The sequence below is a fragment of the Allobosea sp. FW305-C-101 genome, from assembly GCF_058783685.1.
Map to the genome: position 1 here is coordinate 828,620 of NZ_JBYSYT010000002.1, position 19,442 is coordinate 848,061.

The window sequence follows — 19,442 nt, forward strand, 5'->3', positions numbered from 1 at the left end:
CGATCCGGGATCCATCGTAGAGCTCCGGCGCCCTTCGATGGATCCCGGGCAAGCCCGGGATGACGGTCGAGTGTCCGCACGCAGCGATCCGGGTTTCTCGCCCGGTCAACGGCTTCTAGAACAGGGCGGCATCATGAGCGCCTTTCTCGTCAAACGCCTCGGCTTCGCCATCGTCACGCTCTGGGCCGTGCTCTCGCTGGTCTTCGTGGTGGTGCGGATCGTGCCCGGCGACCCCGCGCAGGTGATCCTCGGCGATCAGGCCGATGCCGCGGCCATCGCCGCGATGCGCACGCGGCTCGGCCTCGATGCCTCGATGAGCGAGCAATACACCTCCTTCCTCGCGGGCGCCGTGCGCGGCGACTGGGGCGTCTCGCTCGTCACCGGCCGGCCGGTGATCCAGGAGGTGCTCGCCGTTCTGCCCTGGACGATCGAGCTCACCATCGTCTCGCTGGCGATCGGCATCGTCATCGGCGTGCCGCTCGGCGTCTGGGCCGCGGTCAACCGCAACCGCATGCCGGACTATGTCACGCGCATCGCCTCGCTGCTCGGCCTCTCCTTCCCGCCCTTCGTCTCGGCGATCATCCTGCTGATCGTCTTCGCGATCATGCTGCGCTGGTTCCCGGTGATCAGCGCGGGCAGCGGCTCGGCCTCGGCCTGGTTCCAATCCATGGCCCTGCCCGCGCTCAATCTCGGGCTGATCATGGCGGCCTACATCACCCGCGTCGCCCGCTCGGCCATGCTGGAGGTGATGCAGGAGGATTATGTCCGCAGCGCCCGCGCCAAGGGCGTGCCCTGGCGCGTGGTGATCTGGCGCCACGCGCTGCGCAACGCGCTGATCCCGATCATCACCATCGTGGGCCTGTATTTGGGCATCCTGATCGGCAACTCGGTGCTGACCGAGATCGTCTTCAACCGGCCGGGCCTCGGCAAGCTGATCGTCGGCGCGCTGAACCAGCGCGACTACACCATGCTGCAGGGCATGATGGTGATCTACACGCTGATCGTCGTGCTCGTGAACATCGCGACCGACATCACCTACGCCCTCGTCGATCCCAGGGTGAAGCTGTCATGAGCACCTCCGTCCATGATGCCGCCCCCGTCGCCCCGCCGCGCCTGCGCTGGCTCAAGGCGACGATCGGGGCCTTCAACGCCAACAAGACCTCCTGGGTCGGGTTCGCCATCGTCGTCGCGGTGATCCTCGCGGCGGCGTTGGCGCCGGTCATCGCGCCGCATGACCCGCTGGAGCAGAACATCCTGTCGCGGCTCCAGCCACCCCATGAGAACTACTATCTCGGCACCGATTATTTCGGCCGCGACATCCTCTCCCGTCTGCTCTACGGCGCGCGGATCTCGCTGGTGATCGGCATCGCATCGACCGTCATCGCCATGGTCGTCGGCTCCCTGATCGGGCTGCTCGCCGGCTATTATGGCGGGCGCTTCGACATCGTCGTGATGCAGGCGATGGACATCCTGCTCGCCTTCCCCTCGCTGATCCTCGGCCTGATCCTCGTCGCGATGCTCGGCCCCTCGATGGAAAACATCACCATCGCGATCGCGCTGACCTCGATCCCCTCCTTCGCCCGCATCGCCCGCGCCCCGACGATCACGGTCAAGGAACGTGACTATATCGGCGCCGGCCGGGCCCTGGCCTTCTCCGACGCACGGATCATGGCAGGCCACATCCTGCCCAACATCTTCCCGGAAATCCTGGTGATGGCCTCGCTCTGGCTCGCCAACGCGATCCGCACCGAGGCCTCGCTCGCCTTCATCGGGCTCGGCGTCAAGCCGCCGATCGCGACCTGGGGCGGCATGATCCGCGAGGGCTTCGAGAACATCCTCGACAGCTATTGGCTGGTGCTGGCGCCGTCGCTGGCCATTCTCGTCGTCGTCTTCGCGCTCAACGTCCTCGGCGACGGCCTGCGCGACGCCATCGACCCCAAGCTGAAGGGCGAGCGATGAGCGGCCCTGTGCTGTCCGTCGAGAACCTCCAGACCGCCTTCCGCATCGGTGGGCAATGGCGCTGGGCCGTCGAGGACCTGAGCTTCGACGTCGCGCCCGGCGAGACCGTCGCGATCGTCGGCGAATCCGGCTCGGGCAAGAGCGTGACCGCGCTCTCGGTGATGCGGCTGGTCTCGGCTGCCAATGGCCGCATCCAGGGCCGGATTGCGCTCGAAGGCCGGGACCTGCTCGCGCTCAGCGAAGAGGAGATGCGCAAGGTCCGTGGCAACGATGTCGCGATGATCTTCCAGGAGCCGATGACGAGCCTGAACCCGGTGCTCACCGTCGGCTTCCAGATCGCCGAAGCCCTGCGCTATCACCGCGGCCTCGATGCCGGCGCGGCCAAGGCCGAGGCGCTGCGCATGCTCGACAAGGTGCGCATCCCCTCGGCGAAGACGCGCTTTGACAATTACCCTCACCAGCTTTCCGGCGGCATGCGCCAGCGTGTGATGATCGCGACCGCGCTCGCCTGCAAGCCAAAGCTCCTGATCGCCGACGAGCCGACGACGGCGCTCGACGTGACGATCCAGGCGCAGATCCTCGAGCTGATCAAGACACTGCAGGACGAGGAGCGCATGTCCGTGCTCTTCATCACCCACGACATGGGCGTCGTCGCCGAGATCGCCGACCGCGTCGTGGTGATGTGGAAGGGCCGGAAGCTGGAGGATGCGCCGGCCTCACAGGTCTTCAACAACCCGGTCCACGGCTACACCAAGGCGCTGCTCGCAGCGGTGCCCAAGCTCGGCGATATGCACGGTCATTCGAAGCCGCTGCGCTTCCCGCGCATCGACCCCGACAATGGCAAGGTCGAGGGCAAGCCGGTCGAGCAGCCCGACACGGTGCAGGCGGCCGAACCGCCTCTGCTCGAAGTCTCCGGACTGACGACCCGCTTCGGCATCCACGGCGGCGTGTTCGGCCGACTGCGCGGCCAGGTCCATGCCGTCGAAGACGTCAGTTTCAGCCTGCGACGCGGCGAGACGCTGGCGCTGGTCGGCGAATCCGGCTGCGGCAAATCGACGACGGGGCGCTCGATCCTGCGCCTCGTCGAGCCCTCCTTCGGCACGGTCCGCTTCGGCGGGCGCGACGTCACCGGGCTCGGCAAGAGCGACTTGCGCGATGTCCGTCGTGACATGCAGATGATCTTCCAGGACCCGTTCGCCAGTCTCAACCCGCGCAAGAGCGTCGGCAGCGCGCTGGCGGAACCGATCCTCGTTCACGGCCTCGCGAAGGGTGCGGAGGCGCAGGAGCGCGTCGCCGAATTGCTGCGCAAGGTCGGGCTCGCGCCCGAGATGCATGTCCGCTTCCCGCATGAATTCTCCGGCGGCCAGCGCCAGCGCATCGCGATCGCCCGCGCGCTCGCGCTTTCGCCGAAACTAGTGGTGGCGGACGAGGCGGTGTCGGCGCTCGACGTTTCCGTGAAGGCGCAGGTGCTGAACCTGATGCTCGACCTGCAGGCCGAGCTCGGCCTCGCCTATCTCTTCATCTCGCACGACATGGCGGTGGTCGAGCGCGTCAGTCATCGCGTCGCGGTGATGTATCTCGGCGAGATCGTCGAGATCGGCCCGCGCGAGGCGGTGTTCTCCGATCCGCGCCACCCCTATACGCGCAAGTTGCTGGCGGCGGTTCCCGTTCCAGATCCAAGCCGCCGCGCGCTCAGGCGCGAGCTTGCCGTCGACGAGTTGCCGAGCCCGATCCGCAAGCTCGGCTGGCAGGCCCCGCCGACGGCTCTGGTGGAAGTCAGCCCCGGCCATTTCATCCGCCAGGTGACGGAGACCGGCCGGGCGTAAACAGGATCGGAGCGCCGCGAGACAGCGCTCCGACGAGATCAATCCGCGACGGAGACGTCCGGCGCGACCGATCCGATATTGTAGCCTTCGAGCTGGGCAGCCGGCGCATCGGCGGAGGCGAAGTTCAGGATCGTCGCCGTGCCCGGCGTCACCGGGATCACCCGCGACGGCGGCAGGCCGATGAATTCGTGGCAGGCAGCGCGGATGACGCCGCCATGGACGACCGCCAGCAGGTCGCCCTGCGCCTTGTGCAGCCAGTCCCGGATTCCGGCTGCGACCCGGGCGCGAAAATCGCCCCAGCTTTCGCCCTTGTCCGGCGTGAACGTGCCGGCCCGCCAGGCGTGGTAGCGCTCCGGCTGCTCGGCGATCAGGTCGCGCTTCCGACGGCCCGTCCATTCGCCCATGTCGAGCTCGCGCAGCCGGGAATCCGACGGTGCGTCCGGATAGCCGATGAGGCCGACCGTCTGGCGGGTGCGGCCGAGATCGGAGGAGACGACATGCGCCGGCAGCAGCGCCCTGACATAGGGCACGAATTCGCGCGCCTGCCGGATGCCGCGCTCCGAGAGCTCGGAATTGTCGTGCCCCTGCAGCCGCTGCTCGACGTTCCACAGCGTCTCGCCATGGCGCATCAGGATAAGTCTCATGGATCGATCCTTTCGCCTTCCATCGTGAAGGCGGCATCGGGTGTGCTGGAGAACGACAGGCCGACCTCGTCGCCCGGTGTCGCGGTGAAGAATCCCTCGGCCATGCCGGTGAGGCGCAGGTCGCCGACCATGACCGTGACCATCGACTGGCCGGCGATCGGCGCCGCCTCGGCGAAGCGCCCGACGAGCTGGTGCCCGTCGCCGACCCGCCCGATCGCGACGTCCTGCGCGCGGTAGAGCAGCTGCACCCGCTCATGCCCCGCGGCGAAGGCGGCCGGGGCCAGCGGCACATCCGCGAAGACGAACCGGTCCTGCACGCGGGTGACGGGCAGAAGATTGGCCGGCGGCGTGCCGAGGAATGAGGCGACGAAGGTCGTCGTCGGCCGGCGCAACAGGTCGATCGGCGCGCCGAACTGCTCGACGCGGCCATGGTTGAGGACGGCGACATGACTGGCCATGGTCATGGCCTCGACCTGGTCATGCGTGACATAGACCGATGTCGCGCCGGTTGCCCGGTGGATGCGCATCAATTCGCTGCGCATCTCGATGCGCAGCTTGGCGTCGAGATTCGACAAGGGCTCGTCGAACAGCAGGATGCTCGGCTTCGGCGCGATGGTGCGCGCGATCGCAACGCGCTGCTGCTGGCCGCCGGAAATCTCGGCCGGGTAGCGATCGCGCAGGGCCGAGATGCCGAGCAACGCGAGCACCTCGTCGACCCGGGCGTTCCGGTCGGCCTTGGACCAGCGCGCGACCTTGAGCGGCCAGGCGATGTTGCCCGCCACCGTCATATGCGGCCACAGCGCATAGGACTGGAAGACCAACCCGGCATCGCGCGCACCGGCATCGGCGATGACGCCGCCCGTCCCGCTCGACACCGTGCGGCCGACGAAGGCGATCTCTCCCGCGCTCGGCTCTTCCAGCCCGGCGAGCATGCGCAGCAGCGTGGACTTGCCGCAGCCGGAGGGGCCGACGAGCACCAGGAAGGCTCCGCGCGGCACTGAGATGTTCACGTCCTTGACGGCGGAAACGTCGCCGAAGCGTTTCACCAGCTGGCTGATGCGAATGGCGTCCTGCGCCGGGGCGGTCGATGCGGGCGCCATCACTGCTTCCACTTCTGCACACGGGTCTGGATGAGATGCGCCGCCAGCGAAGCCGCCAGGCAGATCACCAGGATCACCAGCGTGATCGCGTTGGCGAACTGCATGAAACCCTCGGACGCATAGCGGTAGGCGACCATGCTGAGCACCGGCGAGGTCGCGGTGAACAGCAGCACGACGAGCGACAGGTCCCGCACCATCTTGACGAAGACCAGGATCGCGCCGGCGAGCAGGCCACGGATCGTCAGCGGGAAGATGATGAAGACGAGGCGGGTGAAGAGCCCCGCGCCGGTCAGGCGGGCGCTCTCCTCGATATCGTTGGAGATCTGGCCGAGGACGGAACGGCCAGACTGCACCGCATAGGGCAGGTTATGCGCGGTTGCCGCCAGCACCAGAAGGGCGAAGGTGCCATAGAGTGACGGCAGCGGCCCGATCGGGGCGCCGAACAGCGCGATATAGGCCGCGGCGAAGGCGATGCTGGGAACGAGCAGCGGCAGGAAGGCGAGCTGGCTAAGCACCGCCGCGAGCCAGGTCCCCTTGTTGCGGACGATCGTATAGGCCAGCGCCAGCCCGAGCAGCATGGTCGTGAGCGCCACCGTCAAGCCGAGCTTGAGCGTGTTCCACAAGGCCTCGACGATCATCGGGTTGCGGAACAGGCCGGCCTGACCTTGGGCGAGCGCGCCGCCGCCCTCCCCGATCCAGAAATGCAGCGTCCAGTTCGAGAACAGCGCCCCGCCCTGCGGCGCGAGGCTCGACGCCGCCAGCACCAGAACCGGCAGGACCGAGGTCGCGAGCCCGATCACGAGGGCGACGGCGAAGAGCGGCCAGCGCCAGGCTCCGAGCGGAAAGCGCTTGATCCGCCCGCCCTTGCCGGTGACGGTGGTGAAGGCCTTGCGGCCGGCGACGAGCCGATCGCTGAAGAACAGCAGCGCGGCCGAAACGGCAATCAAAAGCAGCGCCAGCACGAAGCCGCGCTCGGTCTCGCCGGTCTCGATCATGCCGAACAGCCGGGTGGAGAGCGTCTGCATCCTGACCGGCAGGCCGAGCAGGGCCGGCGCGGCGAAATTCGCTACCGCACCGGCGAATGTCAGCGAGGCCGCGGCGATCAGGGCCGGCGTCACCACCGGCAGGACGATGCCGAAGAAGATGCGCCCCCGTCTTGCCCCGGCGACCTGCCCGGCCTCGATCAGGTCGGCACCGACCGAGCTGAGCGCGGCGGCGATGATCGTGTAGGCGAGCGAGAAATAATGCGCGATCAGGACGATCATGGTCGGCGCCAGCCCCCAGGCCAGCCAGTCCGGCACGTCGAAGCCGTTCGCCTGGAAGAAGCCGGGCGAGCCGCCGAGCCGCTCGTTGCGGAAAAGGGTGCCCCAGGCCAGCGCACCGGCGAAGCTCGGGATCATGAACGGCAGGGTCGAGAGCGTCGCGACGAGGCCGCGTCCCGGCAGGTCGGTCAACGTCACCAGCCAGGCGAGGAACCCGCCGACCAGCAGGCAGCCGGCCGCCACGCCGAGGCCGAGCAGCATCGTCGTCAGCAGCGGGCGCCACCAGAGATTGGCCGAGAGCGGGCTGGCAAGGACGGTCGTCCAGGCCTGGAGCCCGTCCGGCGTGAGCGTCGCCAGCAGGATCTTGACCAGCGGCGCCGCGACCAGAAGCGCGATCACCACGGAGAGGACGAGCGGCAGGACACGGTTGGCGCGCAGCAGCGGCGCGCGCCCGGACAGAAGCGCGAGTGAGGTCATGGCAGCGTTTCCCGGAGCGAGGCCGGCCTCTCCTGCGAGAGGGCCGGCTCGCGGCGTCGGCGTTACTGGAGCGAGATGATGAGGTCGTTGATGCGCTTCCGCGCCGCGGCCGTCCGCGCCGGGTCGATGCGCCAGGCCTTCAGCTTGTCGAGCGGAACGGAATCCGGATCGTCCGCGATCGTCTTGCGCGTGGCATAGTCACCGGGAACGTTGAACGGCTCGAAGGCGGGGCCGCCGGTCGGCGAATTGTCGCCGAACATGAAGTCGATCAGCAGGCGGGCGGCGGCCGGGTGCGGCGCCTTGCTCGCGATCGTCAGCACGGCCGGAAACAGGATGCCGTTGGCCGGCTCGACATTGTTCGCCACCTGCAGCGCCCAGCCTTCCTTCTTGTTGTCGCGCCTGTCGGAATAGGTGCTGAAGCCGACGGGCGGGTTCTTGCTGGTCTTGTCGCCCACCGCCTTGTTCACGAGGTCGCTGTTGGCGACCAGGATCAGGTCGTTCTTGAACAGGGCGCGGATGAACTGCTCGCCGGCCCCCTTCAAATCCTTGTCGACGGCGATGTCCTTGCCGAACTGGGCCTTGTAAGCCGCCGCCATCTCGTCCGGGTGCAGGGCGATCTCGGTCATCAGATCGAGCAATTCGCCGCGCTGCGCCGGATCGACCATCAGCACCTTGCCGCGCCATTGCGGGGTCGTGAGCTGCCAGAGATTGGTGACCGGCGAGCCGTTGGGATGCGCGGCCTCGTTATACATCAGGACCTTGGTCGAGAGCCGGTGCACGAGCAGCGGCGCCTTGTGCGCGGCATCGATCTCGCCCGCGACTCGCGGCGGCACGTAAGTCTGGATCCGGCCTGCCTTGAGCAGCTTGTCGTAGACCACCGGCGTGTCCGCCAGATACAGCACGTCCACGGCACTCACGCCCGCTTGCTGCTCGGCCTCCAGCCGCGCGATCTGCTTGACCGAGCTCATGTCGAGGCCGATCAGGTCGATGCCCGGATAGGCGCTTTCGAACGCCTTCTCGATGCGGGCGATCCGGCTCGACAGCGAGAAGATCGTCACGCTGCCTTCCTTGACCGCCTGGGCGACGAGCTGCTCGTGCGTCATCGTGTCGAGATTCTGCGCGACCGCGCCGCTTGCCGCCAGCAGCATCACCGGCAAGAGCAGAGACCGCGCCAGTTTCGATAGGATCTGCATCCGTCCCTCCCGTTTATAGTTATGTCATTCGAATTCTGAGAACAGGTCTGCGAGCTTCTCGAGCCGGCCCATGATCGGATCCTGATGTCGTCCTGCGACCGTCATCAGGATGGCGTTGACGATCGCGAAGGGGATGGTGGGCGTCTGGAACTCGCTGCCGGAACGCCCGCGCGGCGCCGCCAGCAGGAGCTGCGCCTCCGGCTTCATCATCGGCCCGGCGAGGTCCGAGATCAGGAGCGTCGCGGCGCCCACCTGCGCGGCATGCCGCATCAGCGGCTCGTAGCTTGCGGGCTGCTTGCGGAAGGCCAGCGTCAGGACGACATCGTCGGCCTTGAGACTGACCACCCGCTCCGCAATGTCGCGTCCGCGCCCGGACAGGGCGATCGCCGTCATGCCGAACCGGTCGAGGCGCCGCTGCAGGAAGCTCGCGACGGAGCGCGCATGGCCCTGAGCGAAGATGAAGACGCGCCCGGCCGCGAAGATCATGTCCGCCGCCTGGTCGATATCGGCCTGCGAGATGCAATGGCTGAGCTCGTTGAGCGCAGCGATCTCGGCGCCGATCAGATCGGCGAGGAAGTTCCCGCCCTCGACCTTGGCGACCGAGCGGCGCATGCGGTTGGCCGCATCCTGCCCTTCGAGAACCTCGCGCTGGAGCTGGTTGCGCAGTTCCGGATAGCCCTTGTAGCCGAGCTTCTGCGCCAGCCGCGTCGCCGTCGCCTCATGGACCTGCGCCCGTTCGGCCAGCTGGATTCCGTTGAGATAGGCGGCTTCGGCCCGGTTCTCGAGCAAGGTCGTGACGAGCCGGCGATCAGCATCGGTCAATTTGTCAGAATGCGACTTGATCCGCTCGAGGATGCTCATGGCTTTCCTGCAAAATTGTTTGCATCAGAAAGCTAGATCACAAAATCCCCTGCCGTCAATGACAATTGTAGAGATAGAAGCGACTGCAAAAGAAATTGCAGCCCCCACAAGCGCATTCGGCTGGCCGTCCGTGCCGATGACGAACGCCAACCGTTTGGAAGAGTAGGGTAAGCCGGGCCCGTCATCCCCGCAGACTGGCGAGCCGCCCGATCCCGGCGGCCCTGACCGGGCCCTCAGCGGGAACATCGAACAGGGTATCGCGCAGCAATCGCCAGCTATCTTCGTCCGGTGCGCAGAGGATACCGCCGCTATGCGTCGTCGCATTGTAGGGCGAGCCATCGAAACGCGCCGCAAACCCGCCGGCTTCGCGATGGATCAGCCAGCCCGCGGCATGGTCCCACGGCATGATCTTGCCCTGCAGCAGGAAATGATAATGCCCGCCCGCGATCATCCGGTATTCGTGCGCGCCGCAGCGATAGCTCGGCGCCGCCCGTACCTTGGCGAGATTGGTCAGCAGGGTGGTCTTGACCGGCTCGACCAGCTGGTTCCAGGCGACGCAGCCGACCATGTCGTGCAAGGGCGCGGCTTGCGCCACGCGAAGATCGTTTCGCCGGCCATCGACCGTCTCGATCCAGGCGCCCTCCCCCCGCAAGCCGATGGCGACGTCGTTACCGATCGGATCGAGAATGAACCCGGCGATCACCTCGCCCCGATGAGCGACTCCGATGATGACGCCGAAGAGCGGCAACCCGGCCGAGAAATTCTTGGTTCCGTCGATCGGGTCGACGATGAACGCCAACTCGGCCTCCGCCAGACGGTCGAGCAGTGCCGGATTGGCGGCAGTGGCTTCCTCTCCGACCACCGTCGCGCCGGGAAAGCGCGCGCGCAGCATGGCCGTGATCGCGGTTTCGGCCGCCTCGTCGGCATCCGTCACGATGTCATGGATCGATGTCTTGAACCGGATGGCGCCCGGCGACAGGTTGCGCCAGCTCGGCAGGATTTCGGTCCGTGCCACGTCGCGCATGATCTCGACGACGGAAAGGGCGTCGCCGCTGGAGAATTTCATCGGAATTGTCCCATTCTTGAACGACCGCTGCCCATCGAATGATTAGCCTCCGGCCACTTGCCTGAGGTCCCGCGGCGCTGCCGGCCCGGACCTGCGACACAACCGCTGCTCCCGGTCGAAGACCAGGATGTGCTCCGGATTGAAGGCGATATGGACTTCGCCCTGTCCGAGATCCTGGGCGAATTTCGGGATCAGGGCGGTGATGGGATGTCCCATGATGGTCAGCGAGACGATCGTCTGCGACCCCGTCGGCTGCACGATATCGACGACGGCCGGGACCGAGCCGGGAACGGCCTTCGCGTGAATCTCGACATGCTCGGGCCTGATGGCGAAAGTCACCTCGCCTTCGATATCGTGGCCTTCGCCGAGCGGCACGCTGAAATCTGCGAACACGGCCCGCGGACCCTGCCCATCATCGGCAATGCGGCCGGCGAGGATGTTGATCTTCGGGTCGCCGATGAACTCGGCGACGAAGAGGTTGGCCGGCTCGTGATAGAGTTCGTGCGGCCTGCCCTGCTGGGCGATCACGCCGTCCTTCATGACGACGATCACGTCCGACATCGTCAGCGCCTCGACCTGGTCATGCGTGACGTAGATCGTCGTGGCCCCGAGATCGGCGTGCAGCCGCTTCAGCTCCTTGCGCATTTCAGTGCGCAGCTTGGCATCGAGGTTAGACAGCGGCTCGTCCATCAGGAGGATCGCATTGCGGGCCGCGATCAGTCTCGCGACCGCGACGCGCTGCTGCTGCCCGCCTGAAAGCTCGGAAGGATAGCGATCCTCCAGGCCCTTCAGCTGCACCTTGGCGAGGGCGTCCTCGAGCCTGTTTCGCACCTCAGCCGCCGGCATGCGGGCCTCGGTCAGCGCGAGCGTGATGTTGCGGGCAACCTTCATGTGCGGCCACAGGGCGTAGCTCTGGAAGATGAAGCCAAGGCCACGCTTTTCCGGCGGGACGAAGACGCCCTCGGCGCTCGAATAGACACGCCGCCCGCCCAGCGAAAGCGTGCCGGTCGAAGCCTGTTCCAGCCCGGCGATGATGCGCAGGGTCGTCGTCTTGCCGCAGCCCGAAGGCCCCAGCAATGTCACGAAGCTGCCTTTCGCGACATCGAGGTCGAGGCCCGGGATGGCCAGGTGCTTTCCGTAGGTCTTGGTGACGGACCTCAGTTGAATCTCGGTCATCGAGACCTCCCAGAATGAGCCGGGCCCATCTCAGTTCGCGCGCGAAAGCCAGAAGTCGTTCAGCTTGGCGATGTTGTCGCGCACGAACTCCGGCGAGGCCTGCCATTTGGCCGCCGCCGGCCAGCGCTCGCCGTTCGGCGGCATCGGCATGTCGTTGCGCGGCGAGAACGAACCGATCCGGAAGAACGGCGCCATGCCCTGCAGCAGCTTGCCCGTCTCGCCCGTGCGGAACGGCGGCGTCAGCTTCGAGTCCTTGTTGAGATCCTTCGATCCCATCATGAAGGCGATGAACAGCTTGGCCGCGTTCGGGTGCGGGGCCTGCCCGCCGATGGCGATGAAGTTCGGGTAGGTGACGATGCCCGACGGCACGAGATCATAGGCGGCGACATTGACATAGCCGTCCGTCTCGTTGCGCGGCAGATAGGCCATCGGCGCCAGCGTGATCGGCGGGTTCTTCTGGCCGGCCTTGCCCGAGGCCTCGGCGAGCTTGCCGCTATTCGCCTGGATCACGACGTCGTTGGCGAGGATGCGATGCAGAAACTCGTATCCGGCATTCTCGACGCCCTTGGAGAGTTCGAGCTTCTTGCCGGCATAGGCCTCGTAGGCCTTGCTCAGCTCGTCGGAGCGCTCGATGAAGGCGGCCAGGGCCGTCGCCGTCGTCGCCGACCCGACCGGCGCCTTCATGATGAAGCGCCGCTTCCATTTGGGCTCGGTGAGCTCCCAGATGTTCTTGATCGGCGGCTCCGCGTTGGCAGCGCCATTATAGGTGATCGCGAAGGCCTCGATGTTCTGCGTGAGCAAAGGCTCGCGATGCTTTTCATCGATCCGGTCCTTCAGATAGCCGGGAACGTAGTTGACGATGTTCCGGTCCGGCAGCAGCTCGTAGACCATCTGCTGCGTGCCGCCTGAATAGACGACGTCGACGGCATGGATGCCGGCCTGATGCTCGCTGAGCACCTTTTCGATGGTTTTCTCGGAGCCGAGCGGGAACACCTGCACCTTGATCTCGGGATAGGCCTTGGCGAAGTCCTCGCCCGCGGCCGTCATCGTCGTCGCGGACGAATAGACCGTCAGCGCACCCTCCTTCTTCGCCGCCGCGATGATCTCGTCCCAGTTATCCTCGCCCTGATGGACGCCAAGCTTGGCCGCCTTCAGCCAGGCCTCGAATTTCGACGAGTTTTGCGCCCACGCCCCGGTGGCCGCGGCGGATGCCATGCCGATCCCCAGCAGCAATGTCAGGTGCTTTGCTTTCAAACGCATGCCGGTTCTCCCCTTTTTCGGCGTTGAGTATCTGTTTTCGCGCGGGCTCAGATCACGTCGATCCTGGCCCTGCGCGCGATCGCACGGGCGATGAAGTTGATCGCGATGACGAGCACGACCAGCAATGTCGATGCGACACCGACCAGCTGGTCCAAGCCGCCGATCTGGTAGTTGTAGATCGCGCCGGCGAGCACGTTGGTCGAGGGCGTGACCAGAAGGATGATCAGCGACAGCTCGCGCATGACGCTGACGAAGGCCAGCAGCATGCCGGAGAACAGCCCACTGGCCATGACCGGGATGACGATATGCGCCATCCGCTTGCTCCAGCCGATGCCCTGCACCTGCGCCGCCTCCTCCAGAGAGCGGTCGAGCTGGAGCAGGGTCGAGATGCTGGTGCGCGTGATGATCGGCAGCATCTTCACCGTGCAGATCAGCACCAGCAGGGCAAAGGTGCCGTACAGCGCCGGCAGCGGGCCGATCGGCCGGGCGAACAGGCCGATATAGATCGCGCCGAAGGCCATGGCCGGAAAGATGTAGGGCATGAAGGCTATCGTCTCGAGCGCCCGCGAGCCGAAGGTGCCCCGTGTGCGGACCACGACATAGCTGATCAGCGCGCCGAAGAATCCCGCGCCGAGCGCCGCCATGAACGACAATCGCAGGCTGTTCCAGGTCGATACCAGGATATCGGCATTATCGACGAGCGATGGCTGGTTGATGGCCATGCCCTCGGAATTGCCGCCGATCCAGTAGTAGAGCGTGAGGTTCGTCAGGTCGTAACTGCCGGCCTGCTTGATCAGCGATTGCAGCACGAGCAGGCCGAGCGGGAACACGACCGCGGCCAGGAGCAGGAGCCCGATCAGGATCAGGGCCGGCCACCGCCACGCGCCGAGCGGCGTGGTCCGCGTCCGGAAGCCCTTGCCCGTCAGGGTGACGAAGCTCTCGCGGACGCCGATCAGCCGCTGGTTGATGTAGATGAACAGGCCGGCGAGGAGCACGAGGACGAGGGCGAGCAGGAAGCCGTCGCCGATATTGCGCATCCCGATCGCGGCGTAGATCTGCGTGGGCAGGACATAGAAGCGCACCGGCATTCCGAGAACCGCCGGCGTGCCGAACGATCCCACCACGCGAATGAAGGTCATGACCACAGCCGAGCCGATCGCCGGCAGGAGCAGCGGCATCGTGATCATCATCAGCTGCTTGCGCCGGGACAGGCCGGCCATCGCGCCGGCTTCCTCCAGCTGGCTGTCGACATTGGCGATCGACGTCGAAACCGTGAGATAGGCATAGACATAGTAGTGCAGCGACAGGCAGATCACGATCGGGACGGCGCCATAGGACAACCAGTCCGGCGGCTGGACGCCCGTCAGGTAGGCGAACACGCCCGGCGAGCCGCCGATGCGCTCGTTCTTGAAGAAGATCAGCCAGCCCAGTGCCATCACCCAGGACGGGAGCATGTAGGGGATCATCACGATGCTGTGCAGGACACCGCGGAACGGGATATCGGTCCGTACCACCAGCCACGCCATCGTGCCGCCGAGCGCCAGGCAGACGACCGTCGCCGCGAACGCCGTGATCAGCGAGTTCAGGAACGGCTTGAAGAACAGGGCCATGGACAGCGGGCTGTTGAACACGCGCTCATAGTGGAAGAACGTGAAGTCGCCGACCTTCGCGCCGCGCAGATAGGTCCGGTCATAGGGTTGGACGACCAGCGTCTCCCGGATCAACTCGACAAGCGGCACGACGATCAAGGCAACCAGCGCCAGCGTCAGCGCAAAGCCGAGCCATCTCTCCACGGAAACCTTGGAAAGCCAGAAGCGTAGAGCGGTCGCCGCCGACATCGTCCGGCCCGCGTCGCCCTGCGCCGTGACATGGCGATCGAGCATGCTCCCCCCGTCCCTACATAACCGCGACCGATTGTTCCCCCGGTCGTCAAGCCAAGCGACAATGTACGCGGTTGCAATTGCTGTCAATCATATCGGCAAATCATCCCACAGGGGCGCCGAATTTTCACAAAACAAGCGGAAAAATGCCGCCGCCGCGTCATTATCCGGCCAACTCAAGGGAAAACTATCAGCGCGCGCGCATTTGCAGATGTACGCGGTTGCAAAGAACCGGGACGCGTTTGCCCGCAAGAATAGGTAATCAGCCCGGAGTTTGCCCTGCCCTGACAGTGCTGCGCTCGACCAGTTCGACCGGTACGAAACAATGCAGCGGCGCGCCGCCGGCATCGTCGCGCTCGATGGCCTCGATAATCGCCTCGGTCACGGCGTTCCGCTTGCGCCGGATCGTCGTCAATCGATAGGCATGCCAATCGGCCTGGGGAATGTCGTCGAAGCCGATCACGCTGAACTCTTCGGGAACGCGCCTTGAAAGCGCCCGGGCGGCATCGAGCATGCCGATGGCCAGCAGGTCGGTCACGCAGAACACGCCGTCGATGCCGCCATTCTCGAGCAGCTCGAAGCCGGCGCGCTTGCCGGCATCATAGCTGGGCTCGTCCATGGCCCAGGGAATCGTCTTGATCCCGGCCTTCTGCATATGGGCGATGAACTCTGTGCGGCGACGGAACTGGCTCGACGTGTTGCGCGCGCTGACGACGGCCACCTGGGTGCAACCCGCCGCGATCAATCGTCTCGCAGCAAGCCTTGCGCCTTGAGCGTCGTCGCTCGCGACATTGTCGAGATCGTCATGATGGCTGCGATCGACCAGCACCATCCGGACATTGTTGCTCATGCATTCTTCGATGATCGCTTCAGGCGGCGTCCCCGACATGACCACGACAGCACGAACACGGAATTCAAGGATGAGTTCAAGGAGCTGCGAAATATCACCGGGAATGGCGGAAGCGTTGAGCAACAAGCTCTGCAGGCCGCGCCGCAGAAGCGCGCCGCTGAGCTGGTCCAGCTGGTTGGCCATGTGAGGGCTGCCCATATTGGCAACCACGATGCCGACCATGTTGGAGCTGCCACCGCTCAGCGTCTGCGCCAGCCGATTGACCCTGTATCCAAGCGCCTCCGCGGCGCGGATGACGCGCTGGCGTGTCTCGTTCGAGACGCTGGCGCCCTGAGTAAAGCTGCGCGAGACAGCCGCACGCGACACCCCCGCCAGATCGGCCACCTCCTGAGCGGTGACGAAGGTCTGGGGCGATTCCCTGCGACCACCAGCACCTGGCGGCTTCCTTTTCATCGGGGCATCCACGGAGCGATCGTAAGTCACCCTTTGGGATCGCGAGCGCCGAATTGTCAATTGGTGACGGCCCGGCCGCGCCCCGTGGCTGGACTACCAGGCGAATGTAGGCAGACAGTAACGTGGCATGTCGGGATTGCGGGCGAACAAAGCCTCGCAGCTGCGCCGAAACGCCTGATGGCCTTCGCTCCAGTTCAGTTCGTCGCGGTGGATGCCATTGGCGATGAACAGGCTGTCGACCCCGGCGCGCGCCGCGCCGGCGACATCATGTTCGAGCGAATCCCCGATGGCCAGCAGGCGGCCGGGAGGCAACCCCAATCGCGCCAGGCAGGTCCGGTAGATGCGCGGCTCCGGCTTGCCGTGATAGTGCACGGTTCCGCCCATCGCCTCATAGGCGAGAGCGACCGCGCCCGGCGCCTCCAGCAGGCGCTCGCCCGGATGCACGCGGTGGCGGTCCGGGTTGCCGCAGATCATCGGCAGGCCCTGCCTCAACGCCCGTTCGAGCACAGGCCGCCAGCTCGCAACCGACTGCCGCTCCGCATCCATGCTGAGCATGAACAGGAAATCCGCCTCTTCGGGCGTTTCGACGAGCGTAAGGCCGAGCCCACCGGCGAGATGCTGTTCGCCCGGCCGTGTCAGCGGCAGGCAGCGCGAGCCGAGCGCGCGATAGGCGGGCTCGTCGCGCTGTAGCAGCGCCTCGCGTGCGTCGTCGCCGGCTGAGATCACGACATCGTAGAGTTCGCGACGGAAGCCCATGCTGGCGAGGATGGCGTCATTCTCGCAGCCCCCGCGCCCCGAATTCGAGAGAATAACGACCGGCTTGCCGGCAGAGCGCAGCGCTTCGAGACAGGCCACCGCTCCCTCATGGGCGATGGCTCCGTCATGCAGCACGCCCCATTGGTCGAGCAGGAAGCCGTCATAGCGCCCGGCCAGCTCCGCCACGCCCGCCGGAAAGAGCGCCTGCCGTGGCTCAGACAATGCGGGAGCGGACATAGGCCGAAAGCGCCTCGCTGATGATGACGATGCCGAGGATGGCGATCAGGATCACGATCGCCTGCGACCAGGCGAACTGGTTGATCGAGGCGTAGAGCAGGAGCCCGATGCCACCGGCGCCGACGAAGCCGAGCACGCTCGACTCCCGCACATTGATGTCCCAGCGATAGATCGAGGTGCCGATCAGCACGGGCAGGATCTGCGGCAGGATCGCGACACCATAGACCTGCAAGGTGCTGGCGCCGGTCGATTCCACCGCCTCGATCTGGCCGGCATCGACCTCCTCGATCGCCTCGGCGACGAGCTTGGCGATGAAGCCGACCGAGCGCGCCGCGACCGCGCAGATGCCGGCGACCGGCCCCGGCCCGAAGATCGCGACGAAGAGGAGCCCCCAGATCACCGTGTTGATCGAGCGCGACAGCACCAGCATGGCCCGCCCGACCAGCCAGGTCGCCTGGTTGTAGGTGGTGTTCCGCGCCGCGAGGAAGGCGACCGGCAGGGCGAAGACGATGGCGATCATCGTGCCGAGCGTCGCGATATGCAGCGTCTCGATCAGCGGCTGGACGATGCGCGGCAGATAGGACCAGCGTGGCGGCCACATCCGCGAGATCAGGTCGGCCGCCTGCTCGTGCGCATCGGCGAAGAAGGCCCATTCGATGTCGAGCGCCGAGACCGACCAGGCGGCGGCAACCGCGATGCCGCCGAGCCAGATCCACTGCACGATGCGTTCGCGCAGCGAATAGCGTTCCCATTGATCGGGATAGCGGCGCATCGGCGCGCGGTCCTGCGGGAGTTGATGCGCGGTCATCTCAGCCTCCGCCGGGCCCAGTCGCTGAACCACTCGCCGAAGGCGACCATCGCCGCGATCGTCAGCAGGATCGCGCTGGCGAAGTCGAAATCATAGCGGGAGAACGAGGCCGAGAGCGTCTGGCCGATACCGCCTGCACCGACGATGCCGATCACGGTCGAGTGCCGGAGATTGGAATCGAGCCGGTAGATCAGCACGCCGAGCGTCTTGACGAGAACCTGCGGCACGACCGCGTAGAAGAAGGTCTGGCCGAAGCTCGCGCCGGTCGCGCGGATCGCCTCGACCGGGCCGGGCTTCATGTTCTCGATATCCTCGGCCAGCATCTTGCCGAGGAAGATCGCCGAGGAGAAGGCGAGCGTCAGCAACCCGGCGACCGGGCCGAAGCCGAACAGCTTCACGAAGAAGATCGCGATGATGACCTCGTGGAAAGTCCGGCCAGTGACGATGAAGCCGCGCGCCAGCAGATAGAGCGGGCGCGGCGAGAGATTGGCCGCGGCCGCGATGCCGATCGGGATCGACAGCACCGCGCCGATGATCGTCGCCGCGATGGCGATCTGCACGCTCTCGACCATGCCGGTGAGCAGAAGCTCCCAGCGGCCGAAATCCGGCGGGACCATCCGCGACAGGATCGTCCAGGCGCGCGGCAGGCCGGCGAGCATGCGGGCCGTGTCGACATTGAGTGTCGAGAGCGACCAGACCAGATAGGCGCAAACCAGCGCCCAGAAGGCGAGCCGTCTGCCGGGGCTGCCGAAGATGCTCGGCGCCCGCCAGCGGCTGGGATAGGAGGCCGCCATGGTCATGACAGCGCGCCGACAGGAGCCATCGTTGCGGTTGGAGCGGGCGCCTCGTCGTCCTCGTCCTGCGGGGTCGACCAGTCCTCCTCGCCATAGATCCGGGTCAGCGCCGCATCGGTCAGGGCGGAGGCCTCCGCGTCGAAGACGATCAGCCCGTCCTTCATGCCGATGATGCGGTCGGCATGGGCGCGGGCGAGCGCGACGTCGTGGATATTGATGATCGCCGGAGTCTGGCGTTCGGCCACAAGCTCGCGCACCAGGCGCATGATCTGGCGCGAGGTCTTGGGGTCGAGGCTGGCGGTCGGCTCGTCGAGCAGCAGCAGGTCCGGCCGCTGCATCAGGGCGCGCGCGATGCCGACGCGCTGGCGCTGGCCGCCAGAGAGCGCATCCGCCCGCTGGTTGTGGTAGCCGTCGAGCCCGACACGGTCGAGCAGCGCGAAGGCGGCCTGGATATCCTCGGGTGGGAAGCGATAGCGCAGCGAGGCGAAGAGGCCGGTATAGCCGAGCCGCCCCGAGAGCACGTTCTGCATGACGCTGAGCCGCTCGACCAGGTTGTATTCCTGGAAGATCATGCCGATCCGGCGCCGTGCCGCGCGCAGGCCCTTGCGGTCGAGCGCGACGATGTCCTCGCCGTTGAGCCTGACGCTGCCGGCAGTCGGCTCTACCAGCCGGTTGATGCAGCGGATGAAGGTGCTCTTGCCGGCGCCCGACGAGCCGATCACCGCGACCAGCTGCGGCCGGTCGATCACGACATCGACACCGCCGAGCGCCTTCTTGCCGGTCGGATAGACCTTGGCCAGCCCCGCGACGGCCAGCAGCGGAGCGCCGCCGACTGAGCCT

Annotated in this window: 17 protein-coding genes; 3 read left to right on the forward strand and 14 right to left on the reverse strand. The window is 66.3% G+C overall.

Annotation, left to right across the window (positions count from 1 at the left end; all coding sequences use genetic code 11):
• Positions 1-133 precede the first annotated feature (133 nt).
• From AC3WMA_RS11475 to AC3WMA_RS11485, 3 genes are read left to right on the forward strand one after another with little or no spacing between them, the layout of a single operon-like run.
• Positions 134-1,072, forward strand: coding sequence for an ABC transporter permease (locus tag AC3WMA_RS11475; protein ID WP_492285489.1), 939 nt, complete (start codon positions 134-136; stop codon positions 1,070-1,072).
• Positions 1,069-1,959, forward strand: a complete 891-nt coding sequence (locus AC3WMA_RS11480; protein ID WP_492285490.1) for an ABC transporter permease — start codon at positions 1,069-1,071, stop codon at positions 1,957-1,959. Before AC3WMA_RS11475 ends, AC3WMA_RS11480 begins: the two co-directional genes overlap by 4 nt.
• A complete protein-coding gene (locus AC3WMA_RS11485; RefSeq protein WP_492285491.1) occupies positions 1,956-3,785 on the forward strand; it encodes an ABC transporter ATP-binding protein in 1,830 nt (609 codons plus the stop codon). The genes AC3WMA_RS11480 and AC3WMA_RS11485 overlap by 4 nt, the downstream gene beginning before the upstream one ends.
• Positions 3,786-3,823: 38 nt before the next feature.
• Here AC3WMA_RS11485 and AC3WMA_RS11490 read toward each other — a convergent pair whose 3' ends face one another.
• The 14 genes from AC3WMA_RS11490 to phnC form a co-directional block, all read right to left on the reverse strand.
• On the reverse strand, positions 3,824-4,429 hold the full coding sequence (locus AC3WMA_RS11490) for a histidine phosphatase family protein (RefSeq protein WP_336814700.1): 606 nt from the start codon (positions 4,427-4,429) through the stop codon (positions 3,824-3,826).
• Positions 4,426-5,529 carry an ABC transporter ATP-binding protein gene (locus AC3WMA_RS11495; protein ID WP_492285492.1) on the reverse strand — a complete coding sequence of 368 codons (1,104 nt, stop codon included), beginning with the start codon at positions 5,527-5,529 and terminating at the stop codon, positions 4,426-4,428. Before AC3WMA_RS11495 ends, AC3WMA_RS11490 begins: the two co-directional genes overlap by 4 nt.
• Positions 5,529-7,268 carry an ABC transporter permease gene (locus AC3WMA_RS11500; protein WP_492285493.1) on the reverse strand — a complete coding sequence of 580 codons (1,740 nt, stop codon included), beginning with the start codon at positions 7,266-7,268 and terminating at the stop codon, positions 5,529-5,531. Before AC3WMA_RS11500 ends, AC3WMA_RS11495 begins: the two co-directional genes overlap by 1 nt.
• Positions 7,269-7,330: 62 nt before the next feature.
• Entirely contained in the window at positions 7,331-8,443 is a 1,113-nt protein-coding gene (locus tag AC3WMA_RS11505; RefSeq protein ID WP_492286092.1) for an ABC transporter substrate-binding protein, read from the reverse strand.
• A 42-nt stretch (positions 8,444-8,485) separates the two neighbouring features.
• On the reverse strand, positions 8,486-9,322 hold the full coding sequence (locus tag AC3WMA_RS11510; RefSeq protein ID WP_492285494.1) for a MurR/RpiR family transcriptional regulator: 837 nt from the start codon (positions 9,320-9,322) through the stop codon (positions 8,486-8,488).
• Positions 9,323-9,503: 181 nt separating this feature from the next.
• Positions 9,504-10,388 carry an inositol monophosphatase family protein gene (locus tag AC3WMA_RS11515; RefSeq protein WP_492285495.1) on the reverse strand — a complete coding sequence of 295 codons (885 nt, stop codon included), beginning with the start codon at positions 10,386-10,388 and terminating at the stop codon, positions 9,504-9,506.
• A gap of 42 nt (positions 10,389-10,430) precedes the next feature.
• Complete coding sequence (locus tag AC3WMA_RS11520; protein ID WP_492285496.1) at positions 10,431-11,564, reverse strand: ABC transporter ATP-binding protein; 1,134 nt, start codon at positions 11,562-11,564, stop codon at positions 10,431-10,433.
• Between the two features lie 30 nt (positions 11,565-11,594).
• Positions 11,595-12,824, reverse strand: coding sequence for an ABC transporter substrate-binding protein (locus AC3WMA_RS11525; protein WP_492285497.1), 1,230 nt, complete (start codon positions 12,822-12,824; stop codon positions 11,595-11,597).
• 47 nt (positions 12,825-12,871) lie between these two features.
• Positions 12,872-14,707: an ABC transporter permease gene (locus tag AC3WMA_RS11530; protein ID WP_492285498.1), complete on the reverse strand. Its 1,836-nt coding sequence runs from the start codon at positions 14,705-14,707 to the stop codon at positions 12,872-12,874.
• Positions 14,708-14,966: 259 nt separating this feature from the next.
• Positions 14,967-16,007: a LacI family DNA-binding transcriptional regulator gene (locus tag AC3WMA_RS11535; protein WP_492285499.1), complete on the reverse strand. Its 1,041-nt coding sequence runs from the start codon at positions 16,005-16,007 to the stop codon at positions 14,967-14,969.
• 93 nt (positions 16,008-16,100) lie between these two features.
• A complete protein-coding gene (locus AC3WMA_RS11540; RefSeq protein WP_492285500.1) occupies positions 16,101-17,000 on the reverse strand; it encodes a TIGR01459 family HAD-type hydrolase in 900 nt (299 codons plus the stop codon).
• Positions 16,978-17,808 carry a phosphonate ABC transporter, permease protein PhnE gene (gene phnE, locus AC3WMA_RS11545; RefSeq protein WP_492285501.1) on the reverse strand — a complete coding sequence of 277 codons (831 nt, stop codon included), beginning with the start codon at positions 17,806-17,808 and terminating at the stop codon, positions 16,978-16,980. The genes AC3WMA_RS11540 and phnE (AC3WMA_RS11545) overlap by 23 nt, the downstream gene beginning before the upstream one ends.
• On the reverse strand, positions 17,805-18,608 hold the full coding sequence (phnE, locus tag AC3WMA_RS11550) for a phosphonate ABC transporter, permease protein PhnE (RefSeq protein ID WP_492285502.1): 804 nt from the start codon (positions 18,606-18,608) through the stop codon (positions 17,805-17,807). Before phnE (AC3WMA_RS11550) ends, phnE (AC3WMA_RS11545) begins: the two co-directional genes overlap by 4 nt.
• Positions 18,605-19,420 carry a phosphonate ABC transporter ATP-binding protein gene (gene phnC / locus AC3WMA_RS11555; protein ID WP_492286093.1) on the reverse strand — a complete coding sequence of 272 codons (816 nt, stop codon included), beginning with the start codon at positions 19,418-19,420 and terminating at the stop codon, positions 18,605-18,607. Before phnC ends, phnE (AC3WMA_RS11550) begins: the two co-directional genes overlap by 4 nt.
• Between the last annotated feature and the right edge of the window lie 22 nt (positions 19,421-19,442).